13 protein-coding genes are annotated in these 13,767 nt (G+C 59.2%); 5 read left to right on the plus strand and 8 right to left on the minus strand.

Features of this window, described 5'->3' with window-relative positions; genetic code table 11:
* Positions 1 to 3 precede the first annotated feature (3 nt).
* The 6 genes from ruvX to JK621_RS20115 form a co-directional block, all read right to left on the minus strand.
* Positions 4 to 426 carry a Holliday junction resolvase RuvX gene (gene ruvX, locus JK621_RS20090; protein ID WP_212557350.1) on the minus strand — a complete coding sequence of 141 codons (423 nt, stop codon included), beginning with the start codon at positions 424 to 426 and terminating at the stop codon, positions 4 to 6.
* Positions 426 to 989 (minus strand): YqgE/AlgH family protein, encoded by a 564-nt coding sequence (locus JK621_RS20095; protein ID WP_212557351.1) that lies wholly within the window; start codon positions 987 to 989, stop codon positions 426 to 428. Before JK621_RS20095 ends, ruvX begins: the two co-directional genes overlap by 1 nt.
* Positions 990 to 1,261: 272 nt before the next feature.
* Complete coding sequence (gene gshB / locus JK621_RS20100; protein ID WP_212557352.1) at positions 1,262 to 2,212, minus strand: glutathione synthase; 951 nt, start codon at positions 2,210 to 2,212, stop codon at positions 1,262 to 1,264.
* Between the two features lie 10 nt (positions 2,213 to 2,222).
* Positions 2,223 to 2,954: a 16S rRNA (uracil(1498)-N(3))-methyltransferase gene (rsmE, locus tag JK621_RS20105; protein WP_212557353.1), complete on the minus strand. Its 732-nt coding sequence runs from the start codon at positions 2,952 to 2,954 to the stop codon at positions 2,223 to 2,225.
* Between the two features lie 73 nt (positions 2,955 to 3,027).
* Complete coding sequence (gene endA / locus JK621_RS20110) at positions 3,028 to 3,723, minus strand: deoxyribonuclease I (protein WP_212557354.1); 696 nt, start codon at positions 3,721 to 3,723, stop codon at positions 3,028 to 3,030.
* Between the two features lie 101 nt (positions 3,724 to 3,824).
* Complete coding sequence (locus JK621_RS20115; protein ID WP_212557355.1) at positions 3,825 to 4,337, minus strand: SprT family zinc-dependent metalloprotease; 513 nt, start codon at positions 4,335 to 4,337, stop codon at positions 3,825 to 3,827.
* Positions 4,338 to 4,704: 367 nt separating this feature from the next.
* Between JK621_RS20115 and fumA the strand changes: the two genes are divergently transcribed.
* Both fumA and JK621_RS20125 read left to right on the plus strand, forming a co-directional pair.
* Positions 4,705 to 6,351, plus strand: coding sequence for a class I fumarate hydratase FumA (gene fumA / locus JK621_RS20120; protein WP_126485170.1), 1,647 nt, complete (start codon positions 4,705 to 4,707; stop codon positions 6,349 to 6,351).
* 168 nt (positions 6,352 to 6,519) lie between these two features.
* A complete protein-coding gene (locus tag JK621_RS20125) occupies positions 6,520 to 7,386 on the plus strand; it encodes a helix-turn-helix domain-containing protein (protein ID WP_212557356.1) in 867 nt (288 codons plus the stop codon).
* On the opposite strand, the gene JK621_RS20130 is transcribed toward JK621_RS20125, so the two are convergent.
* The gene (locus JK621_RS20130) at positions 7,322 to 8,359 is read right to left on the minus strand and encodes an XdhC family protein (protein WP_212557357.1); all 1,038 of its coding nucleotides are present in this window, start codon (positions 8,357 to 8,359) and stop codon (positions 7,322 to 7,324) included. The genes JK621_RS20125 and JK621_RS20130 overlap by 65 nt on opposite strands.
* An 8-nt stretch (positions 8,360 to 8,367) precedes the next feature.
* Entirely contained in the window at positions 8,368 to 8,952 is a 585-nt protein-coding gene (locus tag JK621_RS20135) for a nucleotidyltransferase family protein (protein ID WP_212557358.1), read from the minus strand.
* 203 nt (positions 8,953 to 9,155) lie between these two features.
* On the opposite strand from JK621_RS20135, the gene JK621_RS20140 reads away from it, so the two are divergent.
* From JK621_RS20140 to JK621_RS20150, 3 genes are read left to right on the plus strand one after another with little or no spacing between them, the layout of a single operon-like run.
* Positions 9,156 to 11,945 carry a xanthine dehydrogenase family protein molybdopterin-binding subunit gene (locus JK621_RS20140; protein ID WP_212557359.1) on the plus strand — a complete coding sequence of 930 codons (2,790 nt, stop codon included), beginning with the start codon at positions 9,156 to 9,158 and terminating at the stop codon, positions 11,943 to 11,945.
* Positions 11,942 to 12,496 carry a (2Fe-2S)-binding protein gene (locus JK621_RS20145; protein ID WP_212557360.1) on the plus strand — a complete coding sequence of 185 codons (555 nt, stop codon included), beginning with the start codon at positions 11,942 to 11,944 and terminating at the stop codon, positions 12,494 to 12,496. Before JK621_RS20140 ends, JK621_RS20145 begins: the two co-directional genes overlap by 4 nt.
* On the plus strand, positions 12,493 to 13,734 hold the full coding sequence (locus JK621_RS20150) for a cytochrome c (protein WP_212557361.1): 1,242 nt from the start codon (positions 12,493 to 12,495) through the stop codon (positions 13,732 to 13,734). The genes JK621_RS20145 and JK621_RS20150 overlap by 4 nt, the downstream gene beginning before the upstream one ends.
* The last annotated feature ends 33 nt before the right edge of the window (positions 13,735 to 13,767 follow it).

Here is a 13,767-nt window from a genome sequence, read left to right on the forward strand (position 1 = left end):
CGGTTAACCCAGCTGTTTTTCGAACCAGCTTTCCAGGATGACCACCGCGGAGGCGGAGTCGACGCTGCCTTTGTCCAGAGCGCGGAAACCGCCGCGATCGAACAGATTGGCGCGCGCTTCGACGGTGCTGAGGCGTTCGTCATGCAGCGCGACCTGCACGCCAAAGCGGCCATGCAGACGGTTGGCGAATTTGCGTGCCTGGTCGGTCACCAACTGCTCGGTGCCGTCCATATTCAACGGCAGGCCGACTACTACCAGATCCGGCTGCCACTCTTTCAGCAGCTTTTCGATCTTTTGCCAGTCTGGAGAGCCGTCCTGCGCCTTGAACGCCGCCAACGCGCGGGCGCTGCCGGTGAGTTCCTGACCGATGGCCGCGCCGATGCTCTTGGTGCCGAAGTCGAAGGCGATAATGGTACGGTTGGTCATCAGGCGTGTCCTGCGTGGTTGGCAATGCTGCGGATATCGATGCCAAGAAGGTTGGCGGCCTCGCGCCAGCGGCTGGCGATCGGCGTATGAAACAAAATGTCGGTGTCGGCTTCTATGGTCAGCCAGGCGTTTTCCAGCACTTCCTGTTCCAGCTGGCCTTTTTCCCAGCCGGCATAGCCGAGCGCCACCAGTACGTCATCCGGCTGTTCCGGGGTGCCGAGCGTTTCCAGCACGTCTTTCGAGGTGGTGATCATGGTGTCCTGCGAGATCTGAATGCTGGAGCCAAAGCCACTGCGCGGCGTATGCAGGATAAACCCGCGATCGTCCGCCAATGGGCCGCCGGCGAATACCGGTTTATCCAGGCTGATGGCCGGATTGCGGGCGGGCGGCATGATCTTCAGCTTGCTCAGCACCGTTTCCACCGTGAACTGTTCCACCGGCTTGTTGATCACCAGGCCCATGGCGCCGTCTTCATTGTGCTCGCAGACGTAAATCACCGAGCGTTTGAAGCGAGGATCCTGAAGAGATGGCATGGCGATAAGAAAATGGTGCTGTAAATTCATGGCGTTATTTAAGGTAATTGAGTGGTGATAAGTTAAACAGCCGCCAGTATGCGGCTATACCCGTCGCCTTTCAAGCCGCAGCGTTGTTGGCTGCACAGGCTCCCCCCAGTGACTTACTCAAGTAAGCGCCTGGGGATGAGCGAGCTGGCCGCCTGGCTGCAACTCGAAATCCATAGGGTATATACCCGTAGGCCTTTCAAGCCGCAGCGTTATTGGCTGCGCAGGCTCTGGAAGGTCAGGATTGCGGGCGACAGCGCCGCCCGCATGGCGGATTACTTCGCGGCCAGACGCTTTTCGATCGCGTCCATCAGCATGCCGGTGATGGAAACCGGGAAGGCCGCTTCGATTTCGCGCGCGCAGGTTGGGCTGGTGACGTTGATCTCGGTCAGACGATCGCCAATCACGTCCAGGCCAACGAAAATCAGCCCTTTCTCTTTCAGCGTCGGGGCCACTGCGCGGGCAATTTTCCAGTCGCTTTCGCTCAGAGGGCGCGGTTCGCCACGGCCACCGGCCGCCAGATTACCACGGGTTTCCCCCTGCGCCGGGATACGCGCCAGGCAGTACGGCACAGGTTCGCCGTCGACCACCAGAATGCGCTTATCGCCTTCCTTGATCGCCGGCAGGAAGTTCTGCGCCATGCAGAAACGGCTGCCATGCTCGGTCAGGGTCTCGATAATCACCGACAGGTTAGGATCGTCCTGCTTCACGCGGAAGATGGACGCGCCGCCCATGCCGTCCAGCGGTTTGAGGATGATGTCGCCGTGCTGCTGGTGGAACTTGCGGATGTGGGCTGCGCTACGGCTGACCAGGGTGTCCGGCGTCAGTTCCGGGAACCAGGCGGTGAACAGCTTCTCGTTGCAGTCGCGCAGGCTCTGAGGCTTGTTGACCACCAGCGTGCCTTTCACCTCTGCGCGCTCCAGAATGTAGGTCGCGTAGATGTATTCGGTATCGAATGGCGGATCCTTGCGCATCAGGATCACGTCCAGATCCTGCAGCGCCAGATCCTGCTCGGTGCCGAAGCTGAACCAGCTTTCTTTATCTTCTTTCACGTTCAGCAAGCGGGTGCGTGCGCGCCCATCACCGGCGTGCAGATAGAGATCGTTCATCTCCATGTAGTGCAGTTCCCAGCCACGGCGCTGCGCTTCGAGCAGCATGGCGAAGCTGGTGTCTTTCTTGATATTGATGGAGGCGATAGGGTCCATCACGATGCCGAGCTTAATCATTTTCTCTCCTTTAACCCAGATCGCCGAAACGTACCTGCAAAGCGGTAATTGCGGTGAGCGCTGTGGTTTCTGTACGCAGAACGCGTGGCCCCAGCAGGATATCAGTAAATCCGTAACCTGTGGTCATCGCAATTTCGTCGGCGGATAACCCGCCTTCCGGCCCAATCAGCAGGCGGACATGGTCCACCGGCAGCGGCAGGGTATTGATGCTGTGGCTGGCGCGCGGGTGCAGGTTAAGCTTCAGGCTGCCGTCCTGCTCGGCGCACCAGGCTTCCAACTGCATGGCCTCGCGAATTTCCGGAATGCGGTTACGGCCGCATTGTTCGCAGGCGGCAACGGCGATTTTCTGCCATTGCTGAATTTTCTTCGCCAGACGCTCGCCATCCAGCTTGACGCCGCAGCGTTCGGAAAACAGCGGGGTGATGACGTTAACGCCCAGTTCGATGGATTTCTGAATGGTGAACTCCATCTTCTCCCCGCGGGAAATCACCTGGCCCAGGTGCAGATTGAGCGGTGACTCGCGGTCTTCCAACTGGCCGGCGCTGAGTTGCACCTGCACGCTTTTCTTATCAACCCGAACGATCTCGGCGTCAAACACCCGGTTGCTGCCGTCGAACAGCTGCAATGCCTGGCCGGCGCTCATGCGCAGCACGCGCCCGACGTGGTTGGCGGCGTCTTCGCTCAGCGCGATTTCCGCATGGTCGATCAACGGCTGCGGGTGATAAATGCGGGGTATACGCATGTGAATATTCGATCCTGACTAATGTGCAGTCATCAGGGCTGCAGCTTGAAAAAAAAGAGTATATACCCAACGGTTAGCTTTTTCGCTGCCGGCAAGCCTGTTGAATATAGGGGTTGTGGTTGCCCTGAACCTTTGCGATACGTGCTTCACGCAGACATTCCCATTGGCTGACCGGATATTGGCGGTTCCACACCTCGAACAGTTGGGTTTGCTGGCGCGAAAGCCGCAGTTGATAACGGTCGCGCATATAGAAATAGGTGCGGGCAATGGTGCCGCGTGCGCGGGCCGGCGGCTCCGCCTGCTTATTTTTGAAATCCACTTTCATCGGGCATTGGCCGTACTGGCCTTCGCCGCCTTTCCACTGGCTGTACATAAAGTTATTGCGATCGCCGTTCACTTCCCCGATAGCCGGTTGCAGGTTGTGCAGATCGGTTTCGATTTGGCGGTAGGTCGCGTCTTTATTGCAGTTTTTACGGCCGCCCTGCTGCCAGCATTGCAGCTGGTGGCCGAACTGCCAGGCAGGCACCACGTGTTCCCATTCAATGCGCTGAGCGCGCTGGGCGTTTTTACGCGCCTGATAGCCGCAGCTGTTGAGGTCAGGAATGCCTTTTTTACCCTGCCAGTCGATCCGGCAACCGCAGTAAAAGGAGCCGGGCGCGTCCTGATTGATTTTGGCCGCTGCGGTCTTGGCCTGAGAGAAATTATTGATGCCGTGGGCGTGCGCGGCACCTGCAATGAAAGCCACCATAAACAGAATTTTGCGAAGCATATTCCAAAACAGCTCGAAATTGGAAAAGCAGGCAGGGTAACGGAAGTTTAGGAGAGTGGCAAATGGTGATATTTACTTGTTTTAACGTATAAAACGTTTCGTTAATGCTTTTCGCTAGCGATAAATCTCAGTCTTTCGCCGCACTGGCGGCAGCGGTATTCGCTTTCACCGCGCAGCACCCGATTGTGGCGGCGTACGGTGAGCTGGTGCTGCTGACAACCGCACAGGTAGGGGAAGGTTTTGCTTTGCACCGAGGCGATTTCAAACTGGTGTGTGCGGCTGGCGGGCACCCGCAAGACGTTTTCCATCATATGGCGCCATTCGCGGCCATGCGGCGGCACGCGGCCAAACTGGCGAAACACCAGCAGGTGCGCCAGCTCATGCGGCACCACTTCGTCGATAAACGGTTGCTGATTTTCCATTAACAGCACCGGATTCAGCCTGATTTCCCAGGCTTGCAGCCAGGCGGTGCCCGCAGTGGTGCCGCGCTGCTGGTAAACGACTTTGGGTTCAGGAAACTCGACGGAATAATGCTGGCGGGCCAGCTGAAGCTTTTCCCGCAGACAGCGCATTACCGCCTGTTGCAGCGCAATGGGGATTCTTACTTTGTTCATTGTCGGTAGCTTAAGCAAAGCTGCACCGGCTGGCAATACGCCACCGACGCAAATGATGCGGGGTACTCGCGGGCAGGTTTTTTCGCGCATTGCCAACCCGATCGTCTCTGACGGATTGTAATCAATGTGTTAACTGCGGGATAATAAAGCGTACATGCTGAGTCTGTACCCGCAGCGCTCGCCGTATGAGGTTGGAAAAAAACCACCTGAGGTAATGCCTTGCCAATATAGGGGTTATTATGCGATTCAGCGCAATAACCGACTGATTAAAAATAAGTAAGGTGTGGGCAGTTTTTTGCCGCAGCCTGCCCCGGGCATGCTGAGTAAGTGTGAATTTAACGCAGCTGATGTTGCAAGTGAGAGATCAATGTCGAATAAACCGTTCCATTATCAAGATCCGTTCCCGCTGAAGAAAGACGATACCGAATACTATCTGCTGAGCCGCGATCACGTTTCTGTGAGTGAGTTTGAAGGCCAGGAAATCCTGAAAGTTGCCCCAGAAGCCTTAACCTTGCTCGCACAGCATGCCTTCCATGACGCTTCGTTCATGCTGCGCCCGGCGCACCAACAACAGGTCGCCGATATCCTTGACGATCCGGACGCCAGCGAAAACGATAAGTACGTTGCGCTGCAATTTCTGCGTAACTCAGAAATCGCCGCCAAGGGTATTTTGCCAACCTGCCAGGACACCGGCACCGCGATCATCATGGGGAAAAAGGGCCAGCGCGTCTGGACCGGCGGCGGCGATGAAGAAGCGCTGTCGCGCGGGGTGTACAACACCTTTATCGAAGACAACCTGCGTTATTCGCAAAACGCCGCGCTGGACATGTACAAAGAGGTCAACACCGGCAGCAACCTGCCGGCGCAGATCGATCTCTATAGCGTGGACGGTGAAGAATACAAGTTCCTGTGCGTCGCCAAAGGCGGCGGCTCAGCCAACAAAACCTATCTGTATCAGGAAACCAAGGCGCTGCTGTCGCCAGGCAAGCTGAAAGATTATCTGGTCGATAAAATGCGCACGCTGGGCACCGCGGCCTGCCCGCCGTACCACGTGGCGTTTGTCATCGGGGGCACTTCGGCTGAAGCTACGCTGAAAACCGTCAAGCTGGCGTCGACCAAGTATTACGACGGCCTGCCGACCGAAGGCAACGAACACGGCCAGGCGTTCCGTGATGTGGCGCTGGAAGAAGAGCTGCTGAAAGAAGCGCAGAATCTGGGGCTGGGCGCGCAATTTGGCGGTAAATACTTTGCGCACGATATCCGCGTGGTGCGTTTGCCGCGCCACGGCGCATCCTGCCCGGTCGGCATGGGCGTTTCCTGCTCCGCAGACCGCAATATCAAGGGCAAAATCAACCGTGACGGCATCTGGCTCGAGAAGCTGGAGCACAATCCGGGCAAATTTATCCCGCAGGAGCTGCGCCAGGCCGGGGAAGGCGAGGCGATCAAGGTCGACCTCAACCGCCCGATGGCCGATATCCTCAAGCAGCTGTCGCAGTATCCGGTATCGACCCGCCTGTCGCTGAGCGGCACCATCATCGTGGGCCGCGACATCGCGCACGCCAAATTGAAAGAGCGGCTGGATCGCGGCGAAGGTTTGCCGCAATACGTTAAGGATCACCCGATTTACTACGCCGGCCCGGCCAAAACGCCGGACGGTTACGCCTCGGGTTCGTTGGGGCCGACCACCGCCGGGCGCATGGATTCTTACGTTGATCTGCTGCAATCCCACGGTGGCAGCATGATCATGCTGGCGAAGGGTAACCGCAGCCAGCAAGTGACGGATGCCTGCAACAAACACGGCGGTTTCTATCTTGGCAGCATCGGCGGCCCGGCAGCGGTTCTGGCGCAGCAAAGCATCAAGAGCCTGACCTGCGTGGAATACCCGGAACTGGGGATGGAAGCGATCTGGAAAATCGAAGTGGAAGACTTCCCGGCGTTTATTCTGGTGGATGACAAAGGCAATGACTTCTTCCAGAAGATCCAGGCCGGCCAGTGCTCGCGCTGCGTGAAATAACCCTGCAAAACGGTTGCCGCCTGATAGGGGCGGCAACTTTCAGACAGAATTTCATCCTGTGTAAAGTCCTGTTGCTCGCTGGACGCCTTGTTTTAACCTGTATACCCTACGCGCAGAGCTGTAAAACGCGCACAAAGGCATATTGGTAACGGAAGGTTCGGCAAGAAAATGGGAACGCAGGAAAATCACATCAGGGATCTGCTGGTCTGGATTGAAGACAATCTGACTAATCCGCTGTCATTGGATATTGTGTCCGCCAAATCAGGCTACTCGAAATGGTATCTGCAGCGGCTTTTCAAAAAGCAGACCGGTCTGTCGCTGGCGTCGTATATTCGCGCCCGGCGTTTGTATCTGGCCGCTTTTGCTTTGCGTTTCACGCGCAAGAGCATTCTTGATATTTCCGTAGAATATCAATTCGATAACCAACAAACCTTTTCCCGCTGTTTCAAAAAGCACTTTGCCGAATCCCCCAGCGTCTACCGTCATGCCCGCAAGCAGGACTTCAGCCATCTGGTGCGCTCGCTGTCCGCCGGTCAGCCTGGCGATATTAAGGTCGATCGCGTCACCGTCGATAAAGGCCAGTATCTCCTCAGAGGGAAAAATTACGCCTATCACCTGGACATCGAACATCTGGATAAGTCGCATCTGCATCTGCGCAGCGCAATCAAAGAGAATTTCTACAAGCTGCTTGGCGGCCGTCCGCCGTTGATCTACGCGCTGACTCATTTGACGCCGGATGGGGAGCGGGTCAGGGTGGATTATGCTCTCGGTGTCGACGCGGACAGTTCGGTCAATGTCGTTCCCGAGCTGGAGCCGCTGCCGGACATCTACGGCGATTTTTGCCGCTTTTGTTATTCCGGCAAGCCGGTGGCACTCAACGACCACGTGGTGCAGATATACACCCAGGTATTGCCGGAGTTAGGTCTGGCCCGCCGGGAAGGACCCGACCTGACGTTGTTCAGCTATTCGCTCAATGAGCGGGAGGAGCTGCATGTGGAGCTTCAGCATCTGGTGCCCGTAATTCCTCTGGGCTGAAAGGCCGGGCCGGCGTGCGATTTTTCTGTTGCACGATATCGGCCATTACCGCCAGGGCGATTTCCGCCGGCGTTTTACTGCCGAGCGCTAGCCCGATTGGCGCATGAATACGCTCCAGCTCTTGGGGGCTGAACTCGGCAATCTGCTGCAGGCGCTGGCGGCGGCGCGCGCTGTTGCGCAGCGATCCCATGGCACCGATATAAAATGCCGGGGTGTGTATGGCCTCCATCAGCGTCAGATCGTCCATCCGCGGGTCATGAGTCAGCGCCACAATGGCGGTATTGGCGTGGCATCCGCCGTCCTCAATAAACTTGGCCGGGAACTGGCGCAGCAGCGTCACGCCGTGCCGGAGCTGGGGGGCGAAATTATCCAGCGCCTCCGGGCGGTTCTCGCACACCAGCACTTCGAACCCCAACGAAGCGGCGAAATCGGCGCAATACAGCGCCACGCTCGATAACCCGGCAATCAGCAGGCGCGGCGCAGCGGCGATATTGAGCGTGATTTGTTGCCCATGGCGTTCCACCTGGGTGGCGCTGGCGAAGTCGGTCAGTTCCAGATTGCGGCAGGCATCGGGCAAGGTCAGGTGTTTGACCAACGCGTGGTGTCCGTCCAGCGCGCCGGCGATTTTTGTCAGGTAGCCGATGCTGTCGTCACCGGCCGGCAGGTATTCAATCAGCACGTCCAGCACCCCGCCGCAGGGCAACGCCACGTTCGGCTCCAGGCCGCCTTCACCGTAGCGGATCACCTGGCTGGCCGCCAGATACTCCCCGGCCGCCACTCGCCGCAGAAAATCCTCTTCCACGCAGCCGCCAGACAGCGAGCCGCAGTAATGCCCGCTCTGAGTTGCCGCCAGCAGCGCGCCTGGCGATCGCGGCGAGGAGCCGTAAGTGTTCAGTACGGTACACAGCCACACCGGCTGCTGTTTGAGCCAGCTTATCGCCTGGCCGATCACGGTGATATCAAGATGCTGCATAGATGATTTTACTCGCTGGCCGGTAGCTGTGACGGAAGATCAATATCCTGCACGACGCTTGCCCGATCAAGAGGCAACAGATAAACCGCTTCCCCTTGCAGCAGTTCGCGTGCGCCATTATCACCGCGCAACTGGCAAAGCTTTTTGTACAGTGGAGCGGCAAAGCCGACCGGGTGGCCAGGCCGTCGGTCGAAACAGGGGCGAGCTATCGCATGATGCCGCAGCGCATCGGCGACCAACCGGAAGATGTCGGGTGTGACGAACGGCATATCCGCCAGATGGATCAACCAGCCCTGCCAGTGCGGCGTAGCGCCAACGCCGGCGGCAATGGAATCCCCGAGACCTGCGCTGGCGATCAGCGTGACCGGCACCTGATACGCGGCGCAAACCTGCTGTACCCACAGGTTATCCGGCCGGGTGACGACCCATATCGGCAGACCGGAGGCCAGCGCCCGGCGCAAGGTATGTTCAAACAACGGGCGCCGGCGACCCGTCTCATCCGCAAACTCAGCGTTTAATTTGTTGCCTTCGCCACCGGCCTGCGAAAAACGTTCCCCACGCCCGGCGGCGGCGATCACTATGCCTGTTGTCATTTGCTCTGCCCGAATTTGCGCAACTATTGATTACCTTAGCGCTAATGCGTGTTTTTGATATGTGTTTTTGTTGAAAACAGGATGTTAATCATCACAGGATTTTGGTTATACGCATATGCTTATGACGTCTACGGCAAGGCCGTCAGCGTTTGCGCAACAATATCGCGAACACAAAACAACAATAAAGATGCGAAGGATTTTTTATGAGCAATTTCAACTCGTCACGGCGTCGCTTTATAAAAAGCGCCGTGATAGCGGGGGTGTCCGTCTACCTCGCCCCCCTCTACAGCCGCGCCTACGCCGCGCTGTTTGAACAAAAGATCCTTCAGTCGCCTAACTGGGATGCCCATGAGAAACGCGTGCGTTTCCGCATTGACGGCCGTGCCAAGGTCATGGGACAGAAGGTGTTCGCCCGCGATATTCGCGCGGTCGATATGCCGCACTGGCCACAAAAGCAGGCGCACGCCTTTATTCTGCGCGTGACCAAGGCCGACAGGCTGTTTGCGGGCCTCGACCTCTCGTTGTTGGGAGACGACCTGCAGCCGGATCGCCTGGTGACGGCGGAGGATTTGGCGCGCGACGGCCTGGCTTTCCCGGCGTTTTATGGCGACGACATGCTGTTGCCCGTCGGCAAGACACCGGCCTATCTGGGGCAAGCGGCTGCGATTCTGATTTATCACGACTTTGCTCGCTTCCGCTTTGCCAAGGACAAGCTGAAATTCCGCGAAGATACCCTTAAATACGGTGCCGAGACCGGCCCGCTGGAGCGCGATCCCTGGGGCACCTTCCGCTATGTGCGGGTGGGTGGCGACCAGCCGTTCGATGACGATCGTTTCTCCAGCCTGAAAGACACGCCGATTTTCCCGGTATCGATGAAGAAACACCTGCCGGTGTGGCCGGAAGGCCGCGAAGGCGGCAAACTGGATCAGGAAGGCATGCATTATGCCGGGATGATCGCCGCAGAGCTGCAAACGCCGCCGGATGATTGGTTGGTGCTGTCGCGGCGCTACACCACGCAGTCCGTCGACACTTCGGCGCTGGAGCCGGACAACGCCAACGGCTGGTTCGATGAGGTGACGCAAACCCTGCATCTGGTGGTGCCGACCCAGTCGCCGCAAGAAGTGGCCGACGAAATGCCGCGTATGCTGGCCAAACGCAACCCGCCGGTGAAACAGCTGATTCTGCACCCTTGCTACACCGTCGGCTACGGTTCGAAAGATCACTATAACTTCCCTTATTACGGTGCGGTGGCGGCGATGTATGGCGACGGGCACCCGGTACGGCTGGCCAATGATCGCTTCGAGCAGTTCCAGACGGCGCTGAAGCGCCACGCCTTCGACATGAATTACCGCATTGCGGTCAACCGCCAAACCGGCGTTCTGCAATCATTCCACGCTGAGATGACGGCAGACGGTGGCGGCCGCAGCAACTTTACGCCGTCGGTGGTGATGGTGGCGGCGACGGCGGCGCAGTCGATTTACTACTTCCCGAAAAGCGATTTGTCTGCGGTGGGGCTGGCTTCGCGTGCCATCGACGCCGGTTCGGCACGCGGTTACGGCACGCTGCAAAGCATGGCCGCCACCGAGATGATGGTGGATGAACTGGCTGCCGAACTGAAGATCGACCCGATCGAGTTCCGCCTGCGCAACGTACTGAAGTCCGGGATGAAAAACACCCAGGGCGCCATTCCTGCCGGTGCGATCCGCGCCGATGAAGTGCTGGAGAAGGCGGCGAAGCATGAGATGTGGCTCAAACGCGCCGAACGCAAGGCGGAGTTCGAGGGCAAGAACCCGGGCAAACGCTATGGCGTCGGCTTCGGTTGCGTGCAAAAAGACTTCGGCACCGGCGCGGAAACCTCCTTTGCTCGCGTCGAACTGGGGGAAGACGGGCGCATCATGCTGCATCACAGCGGCGCAGAGATGGGGACCGGCATGTCGACGTCACAATCGGTGTTGTGCGCGCAGTGGCTGGGCAAACCGGCGGATGAGGCGCACTTTTCGGTGACCGACTGGTCAGTGCTGCCGATGACAACCAGCGGCGATCCTTACCTTATGTCGCAGGCCGAGCAGGACCGGTCGCAAACCAACCCCGCCTGGACGCCAAGCTACTGTTCGCCATCCAGCGCCAGCAACTCGGCGTATTACTTCTCCCACAGCACGCGCGAAGCGGCCCGGCTGATCTTCAACCAAGGCCTGTGGCCGGCAGCGATGGCGCTGTGGCAGGCGGGTATCGGCGGTGGCCAGGCGGCGCCGCTGGTGGTGCGCAGAGAGGACGCGCGCTGGGTAGAAGGCGGGCTGACTGCCGCCGGCATGGCGGTGTTGAGCCTGGAGACGTTGGCGAAAAAAGCCTACCAGATGGGCGGTATCACCGGCGCAGCGGTGCACGTGTTTAACCGCTGGCAGTGGGCGGAGGCGGATTTCACCCTGGGCGGCGATAGTGAACGCCTGCCGATCGACGGGCTGGCGGTACGCAATGCCAATGGCGAGTTCAAAACGCTGCCGCGTACCCAGGTCTATTACCCACCGACCCAGCGCAATAACGCGGCGGTGACCTATTACAGCGCCGTCGGCACGTTGGCGGAAGTGGCGGTGGATATCGCCACCGGCCAGGTGGAGCTGCTTAACCATCATTCGATCATGGAGTGCGGCAACCTGATTGTGCCGGAACTGGTTTCCGGCCAGTTGCAGGGCGGGCTGGCGATGGGCATCGGCCATGCGTTGCACGAATATTTACCCCTGTACGAAGACGGGCCGGGTAACGGCACCTGGAACTTTAACCGTTACCACCTGCCGCGCGCCAGCGATGTGGCGGTCTGGAAGCAGACCGGCGAAATCCTGCCTGCGCTGTCGGAAACCGATCCGCCAAAAGGCATGGCCGAAGTGGTGATGATCCCGGTGGTCGCCGCGCTGGTTAACGCCATCGCCGACGCCACTGGCCACCGTTTCCGTGATTTGCCCGTTCGTGCAGAAAATATTCGTGAGGTATTACAATGAGCATTAAAACCCAGCCGATCTCTTTGACCGTCAACGATAAGCAGTATGGCCCGATCGAGGTGCCGGAAGGGCTGATGATGATCGACTTCCTGCATGAATATCTCAATCTGACCGGTTCGCGCCTGGGCTGCGGGCAGGGCATCTGTCACGCCTGCGTGGCGATTGTCGATCACCCGAGCGGCACCAGTGAGGAAGTGCGCACCTGCATCACCGGCGCGCACTTTTTCAGCGGCAAGAAAGTGCGTACCGTCGAAGGGCATGCCAGGGTGGATGAACAAGGCGAGGTGGTCGAGCTTTCGCCCATCCAGCAGGCTTTTCTCGAACATTACAGCTTCCAGTGCGGCTACTGCACACCGGGCTTTGTCAACGCCGCCACCCTTTTTGTGGAAAAGCTCAAACGTGAACCCATTGCGCGCGATCAACTGGAAAGCGCCATCGAGCAGGCGCTGGACAACCATATCTGCCGCTGTACCGGCTATGTGCGCTACTACGAAGCGGTGCGCGACGTGGTGCTGAAGACGCCGGGCCTGCTGAAGGAGACGGCGCGATGAAAAAACGTCTCGTACTCTTGATTCTGCTGGTGGCGATTATCGTTATCGCCCTGCTGTGGTGGCGGGAAAACCGCCGCTACGACGGCCCGGTACAGCAGGTGACCGCCAGCGCCGAACAAATCGTCCGGGGGCGCTATCTGGCCCAGGCTGCCGACTGCGCCGCCTGCCATACCGCCAGCGGCGGCGCGCCTTTGGCCGGCGGCTATCCGCTGGACACGCCGTTCGGCACGATTTACGGCAGCAATCTGACGCCGTCGGCCGACCACGGCATCGGGCGCTGGACCCAAGACGACTTCTTCCTGGCGCTGACCCAGGGCGTGGCGCCGGGCGGGCGACACCTGTACCCGGCGATGCCTTACACCTCGTATAAAGGGATTTCGCGCCAGGATGCCGACGACATCTACGCTTACCTGATGACGCGCCCGGCGGTAGACGTGGCCATTCCGGCCAACGAGATGCCGTTCCCGTTCAACCAGCGCATGGCGCTGATTGGCTGGAACCTGCTGTTCCGCAACCAGGATCCGCTGCCGGCCAGTTCGCAGGGGGCGTCGGCACAGTGGCAGCGTGGCCGTTATCTGGCGGATACGCTGGGCCACTGCGGGGAATGCCATACGCCACGCGGCATGCTGGGCCAGATGGATCTCGGGAAACCGATGCAGGGCGGCGAACTGGGGCGCTTTATGGCGCCGGACATTACTCCGCACGGATTGGCGCAACGCGGCTGGACGCCGGACGACCTGAACCGCTTCCTGGCAACCGGCATCGCGCCTCAGGGCAGCGCCTTCAGCGAAATGCATATGGTGGTGGATCTCAGCACCCGTCATTTGACGCCGGAAGACCACCAGGCGTTGGCTACCTATCTGATGGGTGAGCAGCCGCCGGCCGCGGTGCCGGTCAAAGCGGGGCAGGGCAGCGATGCGGGGCGCATTGTCTATCTGGATCAATGTTCCGGTTGCCATGCCCGTGAAGGCGAGGGTAAACCGCATGTGGCGGTAGCGATGCGCGATAACGCGACGCTGCGCCAGCCGGACGCTAAAAACCTGATTGTTTCAGTGCTGGACGGTTTGCCGGCGCAGCAATTCCCCAACGGCGAGAGCCTGCAGAGCATGCCGGCCTTTGGCGAACGACTGGATGATGCGCAGGTGGCGGAGCTGGTGAACTATCTGCGTGTCACCTGGGGCGGGTTGCCGGGCGATGTCACGGCCGGGCAGGTGAAGAAGCTGCGTAATAAGCCTTGATCGAGAAGGGGCTCAGCGTGCTGAGCCCCTTTT

Source organism: Serratia plymuthica (assembly GCF_018336935.1).
Classification (GTDB): Bacteria; Pseudomonadota; Gammaproteobacteria; order Enterobacterales; family Enterobacteriaceae; genus Serratia; species Serratia plymuthica_B.